Raw genomic sequence first — 17007 nt, 5'->3', positions numbered from 1 at the left:
CAATAGAATCCGTAGGGAGGGTGTTCACGCCCCCTCAGACACAGGCACACAGAAAATCACACCATGATCCCCAAACGCTTTGCTCCAGTTGCCTTCGGGTTTGTCCTGTCCGGCCTGATGTCGCTCATTGTGTCGGGCCTTTCGACCGTGCGCACGGTCGGTTTGACTGAAGCCTTTTTGGGCCTTTGGGGCGGCAACTGGCTGACCAGCTGGGCGGTGGCGTTTCCGGTTGTTCTGGTCGTGGCACCACTGGCCCGCAAAATCGTGGAACGGATGACCGTCTAGCGCATATTGCGCGGTCGCAATCCCTGCGCAGCGTCCTCGACGACGGACGCAATACGCTTGGCCCGCGTGTCCACACGCTTAGCGGTTTTGATCCACTCCAGCGTTCCACGTTTCACGTTGCGCGGATAGTCATCCCAAACCGCACGAAGCGCGCCAAGCACAGCCGCCAAATCATCTGGCACCTCCAGACGTTCGACATCATCCAGAAACACCCACATGCCATTGTCTTCGGCGATTTTGACCATCCTCTCTCCGGCGGGCTGCATCAGACCTAATGCGCGGTTTTCGGCGATCTTGCGTTTGTTGACGGCTGACCATGCGGATTTTGGATTGCGCGGCGAGATGCGTATGGATGTACGGTCTGCATCCACGCCGCGTGTCACACTATCGACCCACCCCCAACACAGCAGTTCCGAGACGATGTCGTCCACGCTGAGGTAGTGATCCGTGTGCTTCTTGAAATAAACCAGCCACGCCGTACCAGCCTTTGCATGGTGCGCAGCAAGCCAATCACGCAACTCCGCGCGTGACTTCACCTCGACCTCTTCAAACTCAGCCAAACTTGGGAGCCCGTTTTTGCATGTTGGCCATCACGGACTCGATCTGGTTCGGCGATCCGATCAAGTCGCGCTGCAACGCGGCCTCCAGCGCGAGCGCATCAGGTCCACCGCCCCATGCACGTTCGACCAGCGCCTTGCCTCCGGCGAGCGACTGAGGCGACCGGGTCGCGAGATCATGCGCGATGGCCATAGCCGCATCCATCGGCGTGTCAGACAGTTCTGTGACCAGCCCCATGCCCGCTGCCTCGGACCCCGAGAAAGTACGCGCCGACATGATCAACAGCTTCGCTTGATCCGCACGCATAAGTTTCGGCAGGCTTTGTGTGATGCCCATATCCGGCACAAGGCCCCATTTGGCCTCCATCACACTCATCTGCGTGTCAGGATGCACCACACGGAAATCGCAGCCCAGCGCCAGTTGCATCCCCGCGCCGAGACATACGCCATCCACCGCAGCAATCACCGGAACCGGAACATGCGCCCATGCGGTCACCGGGCTTTGAAACCGGTTCGCGCCAGTCGCGTCGACCTCGGTCAAGGACGCCTTCACTTCGTCCATCTTGGTCGCCATCGACTGCATCGTGCCGAGGTCCAGCCCGGCGCAAAACGCGCCGCCCTGACCCGAGATAACCACGGCCCGAAGGCCATCCGTGTTGGCCAGATCTCGTGCCGCCTTCGTCAGCGCATCAAACATCTCAAACGCCAGTGCGTTTTTCTTTTCGGGCCGCGCCAAGGTGACCTGCGCAATGTCGTCGGTGATGGTGGTCTCGATCATCAGGGCCTCACAGTTGTCGTGATCCATTCCCCCGGTTGTAGGCGACCAAGGCTCCAAGGCCCAATAGCCACGCGCACCAAACGTAGCGTCGGGTGCCCCACCGCCGCCGTCATACGCCGCACCTGCCGGTTCTTACCCTCACTGATGGTCAGTTCGACCCAGCTATCTGGCACCGATTTGCGCACGCGGATCGGCGGGTCGCGATCCCACACATCGGGCGGTTCGATCAACCTTGCTTTGGCCGGTCGTGTGCGCCCGTCGTTCAGATCAACGCCGGCAGCAAGGGTCTGCAAAGCGACGTCGTCCGGTACGCCTTCGACCTGCACCCAATAGGTCTTGGGCAGCTTGAACTTCGGATTGGCGATACGTGCCTGCAGCCGCCCGTCATCTGTCAGCACCAGCAGCCCCTCCGAATCGCGGTCCAGACGCCCCGCCGCATACACCCCCGGCTGGTCAATATAGCGTGCCAGCCCCGGCCATTTCCCTTCATCGGTGAATTGGGACAGCACGTTCATGGGTTTGTTGAAGATCAGGATCATGCCAGTGACCTACGCCCGCGATGCGGCTTGATCCAGACCTTTGGAAACGCGCTTGCAGTATATAATGTTATAACATAACAAATCCTCCCACAGCCACCGCAAGGAGCCGCCCATGACCGATACCCGCCTCCCCGTTACTGTTCTGTCCGGCTTTCTTGGCGCTGGTAAGACCACTCTCCTGAACCGTGTTTTGAACAACCGCGAAGGCCGCAAGGTTGCTGTGATCGTCAATGACATGAGCGAGGTGAACATCGACGCCGACCTTGTGAACGCAAATACGGAACTGTCGCGCACCGATGAAACGCTGGTTGAGATGTCCAACGGCTGCATCTGCTGCACTCTGCGCGATGACCTTCTGGCTGAGGTCCGCCGTCTCGCGATGGAGGGTCGGTTCGACTACCTCCTAATTGAGTCGACAGGCATCTCCGAGCCGCTGCCCGTCGCCGCGACCTTCGATTTCCGCGACGAAGATGGGCAAAGCCTCTCCGACGTCTCGCGACTTGATACGATGGTCACCGTCGTTGACTCGGTGAACCTGCTTAACGACTTTTCCAGCCATGATTTCCTGTCCGACCGGGGCGAAAGCATGGGAGACGAAGACGACCGCACGCTCGTCCACCTGCTGACCGATCAGATCGAGTTTGCTGACGTGGTGATCCTGAACAAGGTCGCCGATGCGGGGCCGGAGAAAACCGATGCCGCGCGCAAGATCATCCGCAGCCTGAACGCCGATTGCGAAATCATCGAGACAAACCACTCCGAGGTGGCCGCTGAAAAGATCCTCGACACAGGCTTGTTCGATTTCGAGAAGGCGCATGAACACCCGATGTGGGCCAAAGAGCTGTATGGCTTTGCCGACCACGTGCCGGAGACCGAAGAGTATGGCGTAGCGTCGTTTGTCTACCGCGCCCGCGCGCCGTTTATCCCGGAAAAGATCATGGAGACGCTGAATGGCGACCTGCCCGGCGTGATCCGCGCCAAGGGGCATTTCTGGATTGCCACGCGCCCTGAATGGGTGGCGGAGTTCTCGCTCGCAGGCGCGCTGTCCTCCGTCTCACCGCTGGGTCAGTGGTGGGCCACCGTGCCAGAGGAACGCCGCCCCGACACTCCACAGGCGCAGGCTTATCTCAATGAGCACTGGCAAGAGCCATGGGGCGACCGCCGTCAGGAGATTGTGTTCATCGGTGCCGGCATCGACTGGCCCGCATTGAAAGCCAAACTCGACGCCTGCCTCGTGCCTGCCGTCGCGGCCAGCGGACCCGATGACCTCCCCGACTATCCAGACCCGTTCCCCGGCTGGCGCCGCGCGGACGAAGCCGCGTGAGCCTGCTGCAGGCCGCCCAAAACCACACCCTCCCCGGCCTCGAGGTTGGGGAGGATATCACAGCGCTGGAACGGCTATCCGACCCGCATTGTGCGGGTGCCTTGTGGCAGCGCGAGGTCCCGGCCAACGTGATGAACTGGCTCGCCGCACTCGACCCCAAACACCTGCCCAGCGCCCGAGTCACCCTGCGCCCGAACGCAGTGGCCGAGACGGTGGCGCAACTCTGCGAAATGGCAGGCACGCCAGACTGCCCCGAACGCACGTGGCTAGAGGCCGACATTAACCAACTGTCGGAAACCTTCGCTACGAACATGGTCGCAGACTACATCCGCCTGCGCCTAGACGTCGTCACCACCAACGCCTGCCGCCGCTGGCACATCGACTCCATCTTCGCCCGCCTCATCTGCACCTATCGCGGGACGGGTACGCAAGTTGGCAATGCGGTGGACGGAGCCGAGCCAACCAACGCCCGCACCACGCCAACCGGCGCACCGCTGGCCTTGCGCGGGTCACTTTGGCCCGAAATCCCACCGGCGAATTTGCGGCACCGGTCTCCCGTGATTGAGGGGAGTGGGGAGACACGGTTGCTGTTGGTGGTTGATCCGGTGGTTTGAGGCTGGGTGGCTTCGGTACTTAGCACTTCAAAGCATACGCCGTTTGTAATGAAACCACTTAGCAATTGCATCGGTTGACTGTTCTGAGCCCAACTTGCAATGTCTCCGCTTCGCAGCCAATGTCCTCTTAGGGTTGTCGGCCTTCCGACTGTTCGGAACTAAACCGAATTGACTTCCGTGGATTGAAAACTTGGACATAGATACCGCTAGAACAAAATTGCAGATTGAAGGTCAATTGGACCCCGAAACAGTGAAAACTGCATACGTTAACCGGGTTAAAGAAGTTCGGGAAAATGGGGATTTTGAGGCGCTTTTGCTAGACTTGAATGTGGCCCGCGACACGCTCCTTGCGCATGAAAGCGGCAGTAGAGAGCTTGTTCCCGCTTTGGCCAAAGAGTTGGCAGCCATTTCAGCCAGACAAAACGAATTAGTTGAAATCAACGATGCCAAGGACGAAATACGAGACTCCTTCAGCGCCATCGAAAGACGTTCAATCAACCGAATTAAGGGCACACGAGACCTTACGGGCTTATTGAGCGCGGCATCTGCGGCACTCGCCTTTGGTAAAGAGAATCTAATGGATCTCCTGCCTTCGGTGGCCGATGTAGCTCTCTACAGTCAGACGCTCATGCTTCTTTCGGCGATTTTTGCGTTTTTTGCCTTTATGGCCAACCGAAGGTCCGGCGAGGTGTCATCCCGAATGGATGATATCAATAGAAACCTAACAAGGGATCGCCAGATCAGTCGCCTTTTGCTTCAAGTATTTCGTGATGAGGAGAGCCTTGGAGAAATCGAGTTTGAAGACCGGCTTCGGGATACGATCAATGAGTTAGCAGGTGTAAGAGGTAGGCCTTCTGGAGCGGCCCTGATACTTGAGATGTATGGGGCAATCGGTTTGCCGGTACCGATTAGAATTTATTTGGGCCGTGAGTTCGTCGACGACTACATCGATTACCTTCTTAAATCGGGGCACCTATACGCTACCGGTGTGTCAGGAACGAACATGGTCTTTCACAAAGTGAAATAGAAAGTACGGCCTTTCTGTTTGAAGCTCTCGATAGTGTAGATGTTTCGCATCAAACGTAAGAGCAGACGTCTAGCCGGATATTGCGAACGTCAGCTTCGTCCGCAAAGCTGACATCAATCGCCCCTAATGCGCCTCCGCCCAATTCGCCCCTGACCCTGCATCCACCACCAGCGGCACATCAATCTTCACCACCGGCATAGCCGCCCCCTCCATCACCTCGCGCGCCACGCCGATCAACTCATCCACAGCCCCATCCTCGACCTCGAACAACAGTTCGTCGTGGACCTGCAGCAGCATCTTGGCGGGCAGACCCTCAATTGCTTTGGGCATGCGGATCATGGCGCGGCGGATGATGTCGGCGGCGGTGCCTTGGATCGGGGCGTTGATGGCGGCGCGTTTGGCGAAACCTGCGGTGGGGCCTTTGGCGTTGATCTCGGGCGTGTGGATGCGGCGACCAAAGAGGGTTTCAACGCGCAGGTTTTCCTTCGCAAAGGCCACCGTGTCATCCATGTAGGTGCGGATGCCGGGGAAGCGTTCGAAATAGGTGTCGATGAATGCCTGCGCCTCGGCCCTTGGGATGCGCAGGTTGCGAGCGAGGCCAAAGCCCGAGATGCCGTAGATGACCCCAAAGTTGATCGCCTTGGCCTGACGGCGGACGTCTGGGGTCATGTCCTCCAGTGGCACGTTGAACATCTGGCTGGCCGTCATCGCGTGAATGTCGATGCCTTCGGCAAAGGCCTGTTTCAGCTCGGGAATATCCGCGATGTGGGCGAGGATTCGCAGTTCGATCTGGCTGTAGTCGAGCGCGACCAGCGTCTTGCCCTCGTCCGCGACAAAGGCCTCGCGGATGCGGCGACCTTCCTCGGTCCGGATCGGGATGTTTTGCAGGTTGGGATCCGTGGACGCCAGACGACCGGTGTTGGCCCCCGCGATGGAGTAAGACGTGTGCACGCGGCCCGTATCCGGGTGAATGTGATCCTGCAGCGCGTCAGTATAGGTCGATTTCAGTTTCGAAAGCTGCCGCCAGTCCAGCACGCGGCGCGGCAGGTCGTGTTCCGTGGCAAGGTCCTCGAGGATGTCGGCCCCGGTCGAATACTTGCCGGTCTTGCCCTTCTTGCCGCCGGGCAGTTCCATCTTGCCAAAAAGGATTTCACCCAACTGAGCGGGCGAGCCAACGTTGAATGTTTCCCCCGCCAGCTCATGGATTTCGGCCTCCAGCCCCGCCATCTTCTGGGCAAAGGCGTTGGACATCCGGGACAGCGTATCGCGGTCGACCTTGATGCCGTCCATCTCCATCTTGGACAGCACCGACACCATGGGCCGCTCCAAAGTCTCATAGACCGTCGTCACCTTGGACCGATGCAGCATCGGCTTGAACGTCTGCCACAGGCGCAGAGTGATGTCGGCATCTTCGGCGGCGTATTTCGTGGCCTCGTCGATGGGAACAAGGTCGAACGTGATCGCCGATTTCCCGGACCCCAGCAGCGTCTTGATCGGGATCGGCTGGTGGCCCAGATAGCGTTCCGACAAGATGTCCATGCCGTGGTTATGCGTGCCAGCATTCAGCGCATAGGACATCAGCATTGTGTCTTCGATCGGCGCGACGGTGATGTCATTGCGGGCAAAGATCTTGGCGTCGTATTTCATGTTCTGCCCGATCTTGAGGATCGCAGGGTCCTCAAGCATCGGTTTCAGCATGGCGAGCGCCTCGTCCATCGGCATCTGCCCTTGGGCCAGATCGCTGCCCCCAAAGAGGTCATCTCCACCCGCTCGGTGCGCCAGCGGCACGTAGCACGCCTGCCCCGCCTCAACACACAGGCACACACCAACGAGGTCCGCACGCATGTCGTTCAGACCTGTGGTTTCGGTGTCGACGGCCACGTAGCCGCGCTCGTAAATCCGGTCGATCCAGACCTGCAGCGCGGCTGCGTCGCGGACCGTCTCATAGGCCTCGGGGTTGATGGCGGGCATTTCCACGGTATCGGGTTCAGCCGCTGCGGCGGGTTCCTCGATCACCGGAGCCTCAATCCCCTTCTGATCCGCGATGCGGCGGGTCAGGGTGCGGAACTCCATCTTGGTCAGGAAGCCCATGAGGGCATCCATATCCGGCTCTTTGACCTCGAGGTCCTCAAGCGTGAATTCCAGAGGCGTTTCGCAGTCCAGTTGCACCAGCCGTTTCGACAGTTCGATCTGTTCGCGATGGTCAATCAACGTCTGACGGCGCTTGGGCTGCTTGATCTCTTCCGCACGGTCGAGCAGGTCCTCAAGCGATCCGTACTCGTTGATCAACAAGGCGGCGGTCTTGATCCCAATTCCAGGAGCGCCCGGCACGTTGTCAACGCTGTCCCCCGCCAGAGCCTGCACATCCACGACACGCTCCGGCCCCACGCCGAATTTCTCGACCACGCCTTCGCTGTCGATCCGACGGTTTTTCATGGCGTCGAGCATTTCCACGCCGCCGCCCACTAACTGCATCAGGTCTTTGTCCGAGGAAATGATTGTTACCCGCCCGCCGCGCTCACGCGCCTGCACGGCGAGGGTCGCAATAATATCGTCGGCCTCATATCCTTCCATCTCTTCGCAAGCGATGTTGAAGGCAATGGTCGCTTCGCGCGTCAGCGGGATTTGTGGGCGCAGGTCCTCAGGCATCTCATCCCGGTTCGCCTTGTACTGATCGTACATATCGTTGCGGAACGTGTGGCTGCCCTTGTCAAAGATCACAGCCACATGGGTTGGCGCGTCAGGGCCTGTGTTCCCTTCGACGTAGCGGTGCAGCATATTGCAAAACCCGCTGACGGCCCCGATGGGCAAGCCATCCGACTTCCGCGTCAGAGGTGGCAACGCGTGGTAGGCGCGAAAGATGAACGCAGATCCATCAATCAGATGCAGGTGATGCCCTTTGCCGAAACCGCCATCTGCCATGTCGCGCCCCTTTTGCCGTGTTCAGACCCGACTTGTGACATAGGGCGCGCGCCTTGCCCAGAACCCCCTGGACAAAGAAATCATCTAGACGTGCGACGAGCGATCAGGCCGGGTCTTTGATCCCGAAGGCGGCCAGTACTTCATCAGCGCGGCTTTCGTGGACATAAAGCTTGTCGCAGTAGTTGCACTCGACATAGCCCGTCTCGCGGCTCAGCGACAGATACACGCGCGGGTGACCCAATGCCCCCTCACCTCCATCACAGGCCACGCGCCATGCGGACACGATTTCATATTCCGGCGGAGTGATAGCGGTTGGAGTGGTCATGTACGGGCCTCTTTGATGCGTCCGGTTCCTTGTCCCGGATTGGCTGGCGGATTAGATGCGCTTTAACATACCCGGCTCTGCCGTCTATGGAAAAGGGGTCGCAGCCCCGCCGCCCGAAACAAGCGAAGAGCTTTCAGACCATGTCGCAACACGCCATCGAAATCTCTGGCCTTCGCAAAACCTACGCCTCCAGCGCGGGGCAGCCCCCGAAAGAAGCGTTGAAATCGGTCGATCTCAACATCCCTGCAGGCTCGATCTTTGGGCTGCTCGGTCCGAACGGTGCGGGCAAATCCACTTTGATTAACATCCTCGCGGGCCTTGTTCTCAAAACCACCGGACAGGTCCGCATCTGGGGCTTTGATCAGGATAAGAATCCGCGTCAATCACGCGCCGCGATCGGCGTCATGCCGCAGGAACTCAATCTGGATGCCTTCTTCACGCCTCGCGCCTCGCTTGAGGTGCAGGCAGGCCTTTACGGCATCCCGAAAAGCAAACGCCGCACCGATGAAATTCTTGAAATGGTCGGGCTGACGGATAAGGCAGACGCCTATGCACGTTCCCTCTCGGGCGGCATGCGTCGCCGGCTCCTTTTGGGCAAGGCGCTGGTCCATCAACCCCAGGTCCTCGTTCTCGACGAGCCGACCGCCGGCGTCGACATCGAGTTGCGCCAGATGCTCTGGGCCAATGTCCGCAAGCTGAATGAACAGGGCACGACCATCATCCTGACGACGCACTACCTCGAAGAAGCCGAGGAAATGTGCGATGAAATCGCTATTCTCAATCAGGGTGAGATCATCGTGCAGGACAGCACGCCGAGGCTTTTGTCGCGGCTCGACAGCAAAACCCTCGTTTTGACCACGACCGGTCAGGGCGACGTCACACCGCCCGCGGGCGTGACGCTCGAAACCCGCGACGACGGCGCGCTATGCTTCACCTACCGGCAAACGGATACAACGCCTGACGCCATTCTTGATACCGTGCGCGCAGCTGGCCTTCAGATCCGTGATATCCGCACGGAACAAGCCGACCTGGAAGACGTCTTCCTGAACCTGACACGCGCCGCCTGACGCGTACCTGGTCCTTCTATGTTTTAGAAATACTCGCCCCGCAGGGTTGGCCGGAACGGCCAATCGCGCGCGAAGCGCGCCCCCTCAGGTCACAGCCAGCAGAAGCTGGCGAAGAGGGAGGCGGGCGGGACCACCCAACAGGGGCAACGGGGATCAAGACGCTGGTGACAGCATCCGGCCCAAACGACGACCGGCGACGAGATGAACATGCAGGTGCGGAACCTCTTGCACGCCGTCCTCACCTGCATTCGACAAAAGCCGATACCCGGCTCCGCGTTCGCCGGGCTGCACGCCCAGTTCGCGCGCGACTGCGCCAATCATGCGTGTGAAATCAACAATCTCGGCCTCTGACGCCTCAAGCGCAAAGTGATCATAGCAGACATAGGGTCCCTTCGGGATCACCAGCACATGGTCCGGGGCCTGGGGATTGATGTCCCGAAAGGCCAGCGCATGCTCGCTTTCCATGACGGTGTTGTTCGGGATTTCGCCGCGCAGGATTTTGGCAAAGATGTTTTCGGTGTCGTATGAATAGGCCATGGATCAGTCCACAAAGAGGTAATCGGTTTCAGCGATCTTCTTGGCGGTTTCCGGCGGCACTGACAAGAAATGCTCAATCGCGTCGGCGTTTTTCTCGACCGAGGCCCATTGCTGGATGCGCAAATAGTCCTCGAACCCGGCATCGCGCATACGCTCATGTTCAAACGTTACATCGTGACGAATGGTCGGCAGAAGACGCCTGAGCGTGTCTTCGGGCGTCTGATCCCCCGCCAGCCCAACGCGCGCGGCATGTCCCAGAAGGTATTCGTCGCTGAACTCACACTCGATCTCCATGATCTTCATCTTGGAGCGGTCCGAGTGGAAATCCTGCATCAGATCAATCGCGGACGGATCAAGGCAAATCAAAAGCTGGTCCGATTCGTAGTAATCAAACAGCATCCGCATCAAGGACCTGCGGTGACGCGTGCGTTTGCCGAGCGTTGTCTGAATGCCGCCAAGATTGGGCAGCACGGTGTCCTCTTCGTCAAAGAGGTATTCCAGAACCGGAAGATTCACCTCACGCTTGATGGTGGCCAAAAGGCGTTTGGCCACGTGCCATTTCTTGCAGACCACGATCAGCAATTCGCGGTCCCGGCCCAGCGTCGCTTCGGTTTCCCAGAACCGGGGCGCGAAACGGCGGCCCGTCCTGCCGCGTCCGGTCAGAAACTTGAACAGGCTGCGCCCTTCGTTCGAGATTTGGAACTCCACGTCCTTCTCGGCATAAAGCGCGCCCAGCCGCTCCTTCAGCTCCTTGGCCTCCGGGCTGATCTTGCGGGCAAACAAAAAGTCCTGACTCAAAAGCAGGTCGTGGTGGTCGTTATAGAACACCACGGGCATCCCGTAATCCGTGAACATCAAGAAGGTCAGCGTGCGCGTCTCGATCTCTTTTTCAGGGACCAGATGGCGGACCAGCGTCTGAAAGAATGTCTCGTCCGGAATCCACGTGGTTGCGAAAAAGCGCATCACGTCGCGGCGTTGCCTTGTGAACTCTAAAATGGCCTCGATCGTGCGGCGGCGCAGGCACCACCACTGCGACCCGATCATGACCTGAATGTCGGACGGAACCTCACGGGTCCAACCCATCCGCTTTTGCAGATTGTAGGACCAGTAGAACCTCTTTTTCTGTGTGCGTTCGTTAAAGAAATGACGGTAGATCAACCGCTCTTCCTTCATCCCGGTCTTGATCCAGTCGGACTCGAAATAATCGAAGCTTTCGACGAAATCCTTGTCATGCGTGTCGAGGAACCGATGCGCATATTCGGCCGTCTTGATTGCCTGACAATCGCCAGACAGCATGTAGAAATGCGTTGCCTTGGGAAAGGCGTCGACCGCCGCCTCGACCGCGTGCAGCGTGGCTTGGACGAGCGACCATTCACCCCAACCGCATTTGATCCGTTTCTTGGCAAAGGTGACATTCGGATTGTCGGCCAGCGCGCCTGTGATGGCGTCAAAATGTTCGGCCTTGGCCCGTTTGTCGAAGTGGATCGAGATGAAATCGCCAACAGCGGTCAGACGATTGGCCTGATCGATGATGGACTTCGGGTCCTTGTGACACAGCAAAATGTAGGCGATTTTTGCCATACCGTGAACGATCTACCTCAGTGACATTGGATTGTTTTCGACAGATTATGTGAACAGGCGTTGAATAGACAGGGTTTCTTTGCGATTTCTAGGCATCGCAAGATCAACTAGACGAGTTTTGGGGCATAGCTATGGGGTTTCCGGGAACATGGATGACCGAGAGCGAAAGCGTGGTGTACCGCGTGGTGCCTAAATGCGCCTGCTCCACCATTGGTCAGATAATGTACTACTCCGATCACGGGGAATTCTTCGACGGCGATATCCATGACGCCACGGGCGGCATGCACAAATGGGCCCTCGAAGACAGCCAACCGGCGATCACGGCCAATGTGCAGTCGCATAATTCCTATGCCTTCACCTGCGTGCGCAACCCGTACACGCGCATCCTGTCTTCGTTCTTCGACAAGATCTGCGGCATCCAGCGCAATGGCAAACGCTATCGCGGCAACCTTGTCCCGCTCTTGATCCAGAAATACGGGATCGAGGTTGGCAGCCCGGAAGACAATTTCGAGTTCGACCAGATCAAGTCGTTCCGACGTTTCTTGCTCTTTGCGCGCGACACCATCCGGTGGCGCCGTCCGATGGAGCCAGACATCCACTGGTCAGCCATGTCTGGCCACATTAGCACCTTCATCGTGAACGGTGGCCGCTACGATAAGATTTTCTGGACCGAAAGCTTCAACGACGGCATGCAGCAGGTTCTGGACGCGATCGAGACGCCACAGGTTGTGGACCTTGCCGCGATCCCGCGCTTTAACGAAAGCGAAGGCCACGGCCCCAAACGCGCGCATCCGGTAGAAGACTACTTCGACGATCTGTCGATGCATCTGGTCTACGAAATCTACAAACGCGATTTCAATCTGTTCAAATACGATTTCGAGAACCCGGGCAACAAGATGCCCATAGGCGAAATCGATCTGGATGAAGTTCACGCGAAGCTAGGCGAATAAGCCAAAACTGTCAGCGCCACCGAGCGCAACATTGTCACACGTGCTGGACATGCTAACTTGCGCGCCGAGACGACAAGGCAGGAGATCGCGATGATCGTGCTCATTCTGGGCAGCGGGCCCAACGCCATCGAAGCCCGCGATTGGAACCGTGGTCCAATCGACAAGATCGTGGCGATCAACAATGCGTGGCGAATTCGGGATGACTGGGACGACCTGATCTTTCCCGAGGACTTCCCAGAAGAACGTCGCCCCACGGAAATCTCAGAACAGCAAGACCTGATCGAAGCTGAGGCCTTTGTCCCAGCGCAAAACGCTTTTGGCGGATTTCTCTTTGCCGGGGCAACGATGGCATTCACGGCGGCCTACTGGACGCTGCACACCTACAAACCCAAGGTGATCGGTTTTCTGGGCTGTGATATGGTCTATGCCGCTGCCGGGAGCACACATTTTTACGGAACGGGAACAGCCGACCCGCTGCGCGACGATATCTCGCTGCGTTCGCTTGAGGCAAAGTCCGCGCGCCTGATGGCGTTGGCGGCGATGCAGGGCTGTGCGATGATCAACCTTTCCTCGGGTGCCTCAAGGCTCGTGTTTGCGCGCAGTCCTTTGGACCGGCTTGACCGTGCAACACCGATTGAGCCGCAAGGACAGCCCGTGACCAAGGCCCAGGCTTGGGAACAGGAGCTGGATTACACCACGCCAGATGGCCGCCATGCGCGCTATACGGACACGGCGGACCTTGCGGCTCTGGATGCCATAGATCAGTTATGGCTGGAAGCCGTCAGATAAGGCCCTGACCGGCGAAGATGGCGCGCAGGTCGCTCACCGGACGTGGCCCCATGTGACGGATCACTTCACCCGCAGCAGCGCAGCCCATTTTGCCCGCGACCTCAAGCGTCTGCCCCGTGACCAATCCATAGAGGAACCCGGCGGCGAATTGATCTCCGGCACCGGTGGCATCGACCGGTGTGATTTCCTGAACCGGAACATGGATGCGTGTATCACCTGATTTGATCAGCACGCCGTCGCCCGAGCAGGTGCAAACGACGAGTTCGCATTCAGAGGCACAGGCCGTTAGTGCCGCATCAAGGTCGTCCATTTCGTAAAGCGACAGCAACTCTGCTTCGTTGCAGATCACAAAATCCATCGCACCAGAAACGAGCTTGCGGAAATCCTCGCGGTGGCGGTCGACACAGAACGGGTCAGATAGCGAAATGCCGACTTTGGCCCCTGCATCATGGGCAATCTCTGCCGCGTGATAAAACGCGGCTTTGCCGGGGTCCTTGTCGAACAGATAACCCTCGAGGAACACATAGTCGGTGTCCGCCAACACATCGGTTGGCACATCGTCAGGTGACACCTCGGATGAAATCCCGAGGTAGGTATTCATCGAACGCTCACCATCGGGCGATACAAAAATCATCGACCGCGATGTCGGCAAAGCGGTACCCTCGACCGGTCCATTGGGAAATGCGGTCCCTTCATCCGCGAGCGTCCGTGCATAGGTGCGCCCCAAAGCATCATCTGCAACGCGCCCCACAAAGGCGGACTTGATGCCAAGGGTCCCGAGCCCTGCAATCGTGTTCGCAACCGAGCCGCCGGGTGTTTCCGTGCGACCGTCCATGGCGGCATAGAGAACTTCGGCCCGCTCACGTTCGATCAGTTGCATGATCCCCTTCTCGATCCCCATGTGATCCAGAAACGTGTCACTGGCCTGTGCAATCACATCGGAAACTGCATTGCCGATGCCGACAACTTTGTACGTTTTGCTCACGCGGTCTTCTCCTCGAACGGACACAGGTCCTTGATAATGCAGGCTCCGCATTTGGGTTTGCGGGCTACGCAGATATAGCGGCCATGCAGGATCAACCAGTGATGCGCATGGAGTTGAAAGTCGGTTGGCACGTTGTCTTCAATCGCGCGTTCGACGGCGACGACATCTTTGCCAGGGCAGATACCTGTCCGGTTGCCGACCCGAAAGATGTGCGTGTCCACAGCCTGTGACGGGAACTGCCACCACATGTTCAGAACAACATTTGCCGTCTTGCGGCCGACGCCCGGCAAACCTTCCAGCGCGGCACGCGAATTCGGAACAACGCCGCCATACTGATCCACAAGGATCTGGCTCAGTTTGATGACGTTTTTGGCCTTGTTGCGGAACAGGCCGATGGTCTTGATATGCTCGATCAGCCCCTCTTCGCCCAGATCCAGCATTTTTTGTGGCGTATCGGCGATCTTGAACAGCTCTTCCGTGGCCTTGTTGACCCCCTTGTCCGTCGCTTGTGCCGATAGCGCCACTGCCACGACAAGCGTGTAAGCGTTGACGTGGTTCAACTCGCCCTTGGGCGCGGGATCGGACGCCTCGAAGCGCGTGAAAATTTCACGCATCGTTGTGTAATCGAGCTGTTTTGCTGGTTTTGCCGTTTTTGCCATGGCGGGCATCTAGCGGGAGCGACCCGGACGTTGCAACGCCTAACCGGCCAGCATTCGCAAGCCCTGTGTCACATCGGCCCGCACCGCAAGCCGAAGCCCCGGTTCATCGCCTGCGCGCAACGCTGCAAGGATCATCTTGTGCTGCACGGGGCCTTCAGTCCGGCGCAAACGTCCATAGAGCGACCGCATTGTCGGCCCCAGTTGCAGCCACACGGTCTCGGCCATGGCCAACATCGCCGGAGCCTGAGCGCGCAGATAAAGCGTTCTATGAAACTCGAGGTTCGCACGGATATAACCCACGGCATCTTTCCGGGCGATGGCCTGAGAGCATACGTTATTGATCGTCCCAAGCCGTTCGATCAGCGCCATGTGGGCCCGAGGCAATGCGCGCGACGCCAATTCTGTTTCGATCAAGGCACGCAGCGCGGCCAGTTCCTCGATCCTGTCATTGCTGAGTTCAGGCGTCGCAACCCGGCCCGAGGCGCTCAAGGACAGCGCCCCTTCAGCGGTCAGGCGGCGCAAGGCCTCGCGCACCGGAGTCATCGACACGCCAAATTCCTTGCCGATGCCGCGCAAGGTCAGTGCCGCGCCCGGTTCCAGTTCTCCGTGCATGATGCGGGACCGTAGCGCCCTGTAGACAGTGTCATGGGCTGAGGTGCCGGGAACATCGGGGCGAGACGTGATCAACATTGAAAAACGTGATCACAAATTGTGGCGCGCCGTCAATCCTTATGCGAATTGCCAACGCTGAAGCTGGTGACCATGCTTGCGCAGCCACAGTTTCTGCTGGGCATGATCCGGAAAGAGGCGCTCTACGATGGCCCAAAAGGCGGGCGAATGGTTCATCTCGGCCAAATGCGCGACCTCGTGCGCGGCCACGTAGTTCAGCACCTCAGGCGGCGCCATGATCAATCGCCATGAATACATCAACGCCCCTTGCGACGAACACGAGCCCCAACGGCTGCGCGTATCGCGCAAAGTCATTCGCGCATATGGGCGGCCCAACAGTCCGGAGTAATGATCAGAGGCGGTCACCAGCCTTTCGCGCGCCTGGGCCTTTAGGAATGCCGCAACGCGGGCCGGCGTCCTGTCACTGTCGCGTTCCGGAACCAACAATCGTCCATCCTCGATACGTGGTGACCGTAGAGGTGCCGGAACGATTTCATGCCCTTGTCCCTGAAACGGCAGGACCGCACCGGGCACTACCGCAGCGGGCGGCACCTGCTCGGCCAGATGGCGTGTCAGCCAAGACTGCTTGTCCACTGCAAAGGCGCGCGCCTCGTGCAAGGGCAGGCGTTTGGGAACGGTCATCGTCACGCGACCATCCAAACGCGAGACACGCAAGCTCAACCGTCGCGCGCGCACCGAGCGGCGCAAATGCACGGTAATCGGCGGATCGCCCTCTAGTGTAAGACTGTCTGCCACGCCATTTCTCCTCTGGCGCAAGGTGCCAGCCCACCTGATCGGGAACAAGCGTCTTTGCTGGGTTAAGCCAGACCAACCTTGATCGCACAGCCCTTGTTTCACCGTTCTAAGCACCACATATGCTCGGCACCTGCCGAATGAGCGCGCTTTGGTTTGACAGCCCTGCGCGGCTGTGGCAGCAGGCCAAGATTGTACAAATTGCAGCGACGACACCGACAACCATCTGGACGGGACCGTCAGCGGAAAAAGGAAAGCCGCCATGCCCAAGGAAGAATGGGGTGTAAAACGTGTTTGCCCGACCACAGGCAAACGCTTCTACGACCTGAACAAAGACCCAATCGTCAGCCCTTACACGGGCGAGGTCGTGACGCTCGACACCGGCAAAGGCCGCACCATGGTTGCGGATGCCGAAGATGCGCAAACCAAAAAGCTGAAAACATCGAGCACGGACGAAGAAGATGTCGTTCTGGACGATGATGACGATTCGGATGTCGACGTGGATCTGGGCGATGATGTTCTGGATGATGACGACGATGATCAGAACGTATCGCTCGACGAACTGGCCGATGTGCCAGCCGATGACAGCGACGACTAATATCGGTCGATAACAAAGGCGAATGGGGTCGTTTTAGACTTGATCCCT

Annotated in this window: 19 protein-coding genes; 8 read left to right on the top strand and 11 right to left on the bottom strand. The window is 58.7% G+C overall.

The window, feature by feature from the left end:
- Window positions 1-63: 63 nt before the first annotated feature.
- Window positions 64-285, top strand: a complete 222-nt coding sequence (locus tag FE702_RS14220) for a DUF2798 domain-containing protein (protein ID WP_147126989.1) — start codon at window positions 64-66, stop codon at window positions 283-285.
- Here the strand turns inward: FE702_RS14220 and FE702_RS14215 are convergent.
- The 3 genes from FE702_RS14215 to FE702_RS14205 are packed head-to-tail and all read right to left on the bottom strand — an operon-like array spanning window position 282 to window position 2159.
- Window positions 282-845 carry a YdeI/OmpD-associated family protein gene (locus FE702_RS14215; RefSeq protein ID WP_147126988.1) on the bottom strand — a complete coding sequence of 188 codons (564 nt, stop codon included), beginning with the start codon at window positions 843-845 and terminating at the stop codon, window positions 282-284. The genes FE702_RS14220 and FE702_RS14215 overlap by 4 nt on opposite strands.
- Window positions 838-1620 (bottom strand): crotonase/enoyl-CoA hydratase family protein, encoded by a 783-nt coding sequence (locus tag FE702_RS14210; RefSeq protein ID WP_186827098.1) that lies wholly within the window; start codon window positions 1618-1620, stop codon window positions 838-840. The genes FE702_RS14215 and FE702_RS14210 overlap by 8 nt, the downstream gene beginning before the upstream one ends.
- A complete protein-coding gene (locus FE702_RS14205; protein ID WP_147126986.1) occupies window positions 1620-2159 on the bottom strand; it encodes a pseudouridine synthase in 540 nt (179 codons plus the stop codon). The genes FE702_RS14210 and FE702_RS14205 overlap by 1 nt, the downstream gene beginning before the upstream one ends.
- 112 nt (window positions 2160-2271) lie before the next feature.
- Here FE702_RS14205 and FE702_RS14200 point away from each other — a divergent pair, with 112 nt between their 5' ends.
- From FE702_RS14200 to FE702_RS14190, 3 genes are all read left to right on the top strand, one after another.
- Window positions 2272-3483, top strand: a complete 1212-nt coding sequence (locus FE702_RS14200) for a GTP-binding protein (RefSeq protein WP_147126985.1) — start codon at window positions 2272-2274, stop codon at window positions 3481-3483.
- On the top strand, window positions 3480-4097 hold the full coding sequence (locus FE702_RS14195) for a DUF1826 domain-containing protein (protein WP_255449698.1): 618 nt from the start codon (window positions 3480-3482) through the stop codon (window positions 4095-4097). The genes FE702_RS14200 and FE702_RS14195 overlap by 4 nt, the downstream gene beginning before the upstream one ends.
- Before the next feature lie 217 nt (window positions 4098-4314).
- On the top strand, window positions 4315-5124 hold the full coding sequence (locus tag FE702_RS14190; protein WP_147126984.1) for a hypothetical protein: 810 nt from the start codon (window positions 4315-4317) through the stop codon (window positions 5122-5124).
- 123 nt (window positions 5125-5247) lie between these two features.
- Here the strand turns inward: FE702_RS14190 and polA are convergent, their stop codons facing one another.
- Complete coding sequence (gene polA / locus FE702_RS14185; protein WP_147126983.1) at window positions 5248-8046, bottom strand: DNA polymerase I; 2799 nt, start codon at window positions 8044-8046, stop codon at window positions 5248-5250.
- A gap of 103 nt (window positions 8047-8149) precedes the next feature.
- On the bottom strand, window positions 8150-8371 hold the full coding sequence (locus tag FE702_RS14180) for a zinc-finger domain-containing protein (protein WP_147126982.1): 222 nt from the start codon (window positions 8369-8371) through the stop codon (window positions 8150-8152).
- Window positions 8372-8511: 140 nt separating this feature from the next.
- Between FE702_RS14180 and FE702_RS14175 the strand changes: the two genes are divergently transcribed.
- Window positions 8512-9438, top strand: a complete 927-nt coding sequence (locus tag FE702_RS14175) for an ABC transporter ATP-binding protein (RefSeq protein ID WP_147126981.1) — start codon at window positions 8512-8514, stop codon at window positions 9436-9438.
- 153 nt (window positions 9439-9591) lie between these two features.
- Here FE702_RS14175 and FE702_RS14170 read toward each other — a convergent pair whose 3' ends face one another.
- Both FE702_RS14170 and FE702_RS14165 read right to left on the bottom strand, forming a co-directional pair.
- Complete coding sequence (locus tag FE702_RS14170; RefSeq protein ID WP_147126980.1) at window positions 9592-9975, bottom strand: histidine triad nucleotide-binding protein; 384 nt, start codon at window positions 9973-9975, stop codon at window positions 9592-9594.
- Window positions 9976-9978: 3 nt separating this feature from the next.
- On the bottom strand, window positions 9979-11556 hold the full coding sequence (locus FE702_RS14165; protein ID WP_147126979.1) for a DUF5928 domain-containing protein: 1578 nt from the start codon (window positions 11554-11556) through the stop codon (window positions 9979-9981).
- Between the two features lie 131 nt (window positions 11557-11687).
- Between FE702_RS14165 and FE702_RS14160 the strand changes: the two genes are divergently transcribed.
- Together FE702_RS14160 and FE702_RS14155 are read left to right on the top strand one after the other, a co-directional pair.
- A complete protein-coding gene (locus FE702_RS14160; RefSeq protein WP_147126978.1) occupies window positions 11688-12506 on the top strand; it encodes a sulfotransferase family protein in 819 nt (272 codons plus the stop codon).
- 90 nt (window positions 12507-12596) lie between these two features.
- Window positions 12597-13295, top strand: a complete 699-nt coding sequence (locus FE702_RS14155; RefSeq protein WP_147126977.1) for a hypothetical protein — start codon at window positions 12597-12599, stop codon at window positions 13293-13295.
- Here the strand turns inward: FE702_RS14155 and FE702_RS14150 are convergent.
- Genes FE702_RS14150 through FE702_RS14135 form a run of 4 tightly spaced genes read right to left on the bottom strand, consistent with a single transcriptional unit; the run spans window position 13288 to window position 16364 of the window.
- A complete protein-coding gene (locus tag FE702_RS14150; RefSeq protein WP_147126976.1) occupies window positions 13288-14280 on the bottom strand; it encodes an adenosine kinase in 993 nt (330 codons plus the stop codon). The two genes, FE702_RS14155 and FE702_RS14150, sit on opposite strands and share 8 nt — an antisense overlap.
- Window positions 14277-14939 (bottom strand): endonuclease III, encoded by a 663-nt coding sequence (nth, locus tag FE702_RS14145; RefSeq protein WP_147126975.1) that lies wholly within the window; start codon window positions 14937-14939, stop codon window positions 14277-14279. The genes FE702_RS14150 and nth overlap by 4 nt, the downstream gene beginning before the upstream one ends.
- A gap of 39 nt (window positions 14940-14978) precedes the next feature.
- Window positions 14979-15629: a GntR family transcriptional regulator gene (locus FE702_RS14140; RefSeq protein WP_147126974.1), complete on the bottom strand. Its 651-nt coding sequence runs from the start codon at window positions 15627-15629 to the stop codon at window positions 14979-14981.
- A gap of 39 nt (window positions 15630-15668) precedes the next feature.
- The gene (locus FE702_RS14135; protein ID WP_255449697.1) at window positions 15669-16364 is read right to left on the bottom strand and encodes a M48 family metallopeptidase; all 696 of its coding nucleotides are present in this window, start codon (window positions 16362-16364) and stop codon (window positions 15669-15671) included.
- A 259-nt stretch (window positions 16365-16623) separates the two neighbouring features.
- Between FE702_RS14135 and FE702_RS14130 the strand changes: the two genes are divergently transcribed.
- A complete protein-coding gene (locus FE702_RS14130; RefSeq protein WP_147126972.1) occupies window positions 16624-16959 on the top strand; it encodes a TIGR02300 family protein in 336 nt (111 codons plus the stop codon).
- The last annotated feature ends 48 nt before the right edge of the window (window positions 16960-17007 follow it).

Origin of the sequence: Shimia ponticola (genome assembly GCF_007995215.1) — a bacterium.
GTDB classification, from domain to species: Bacteria; Pseudomonadota; Alphaproteobacteria; order Rhodobacterales; family Rhodobacteraceae; genus Shimia_B; species Shimia_B ponticola.
Note: the sequence above shows the minus strand (reverse complement) of the source record. Positions and strands in the feature narration are given on the sequence as shown.

What these genes read in the sequence shown, in the direction of transcription:
- FE702_RS14220 (WP_147126989.1), top strand. Translation starts at nt 64, where the DNA reads ATGATCCCCAAACGCTTTGCTCCAGTTGCCTTCGGGTTTGTCCTGTCC.
- FE702_RS14210 (WP_186827098.1), bottom strand. Translation starts at nt 1,620, where the DNA reads ATGATCGAGACCACCATCACCGACGACATTGCGCAGGTCACCTTGGCG.
- FE702_RS14205 (WP_147126986.1), bottom strand. Translation starts at nt 2,159, where the DNA reads ATGATCCTGATCTTCAACAAACCCATGAACGTGCTGTCCCAATTCACC.
- FE702_RS14200 (WP_147126985.1), top strand. Translation starts at nt 2,272, where the DNA reads ATGACCGATACCCGCCTCCCCGTTACTGTTCTGTCCGGCTTTCTTGGC.
- polA (WP_147126983.1), bottom strand. Translation starts at nt 8,046, where the DNA reads ATGGCAGATGGCGGTTTCGGCAAAGGGCATCACCTGCATCTGATTGAT.
- FE702_RS14180 (WP_147126982.1), bottom strand. Translation starts at nt 8,371, where the DNA reads ATGACCACTCCAACCGCTATCACTCCGCCGGAATATGAAATCGTGTCC.
- FE702_RS14175 (WP_147126981.1), top strand. Translation starts at nt 8,512, where the DNA reads ATGTCGCAACACGCCATCGAAATCTCTGGCCTTCGCAAAACCTACGCC.
- FE702_RS14170 (WP_147126980.1), bottom strand. Translation starts at nt 9,975, where the DNA reads ATGGCCTATTCATACGACACCGAAAACATCTTTGCCAAAATCCTGCGC.
- FE702_RS14165 (WP_147126979.1), bottom strand. Translation starts at nt 11,556, where the DNA reads ATGGCAAAAATCGCCTACATTTTGCTGTGTCACAAGGACCCGAAGTCC.
- FE702_RS14160 (WP_147126978.1), top strand. Translation starts at nt 11,688, where the DNA reads ATGGGGTTTCCGGGAACATGGATGACCGAGAGCGAAAGCGTGGTGTAC.
- FE702_RS14155 (WP_147126977.1), top strand. Translation starts at nt 12,597, where the DNA reads ATGATCGTGCTCATTCTGGGCAGCGGGCCCAACGCCATCGAAGCCCGC.
- nth (WP_147126975.1), bottom strand. Translation starts at nt 14,939, where the DNA reads ATGGCAAAAACGGCAAAACCAGCAAAACAGCTCGATTACACAACGATG.
- FE702_RS14140 (WP_147126974.1), bottom strand. Translation starts at nt 15,629, where the DNA reads ATGTTGATCACGTCTCGCCCCGATGTTCCCGGCACCTCAGCCCATGAC.
- FE702_RS14130 (WP_147126972.1), top strand. Translation starts at nt 16,624, where the DNA reads ATGCCCAAGGAAGAATGGGGTGTAAAACGTGTTTGCCCGACCACAGGC.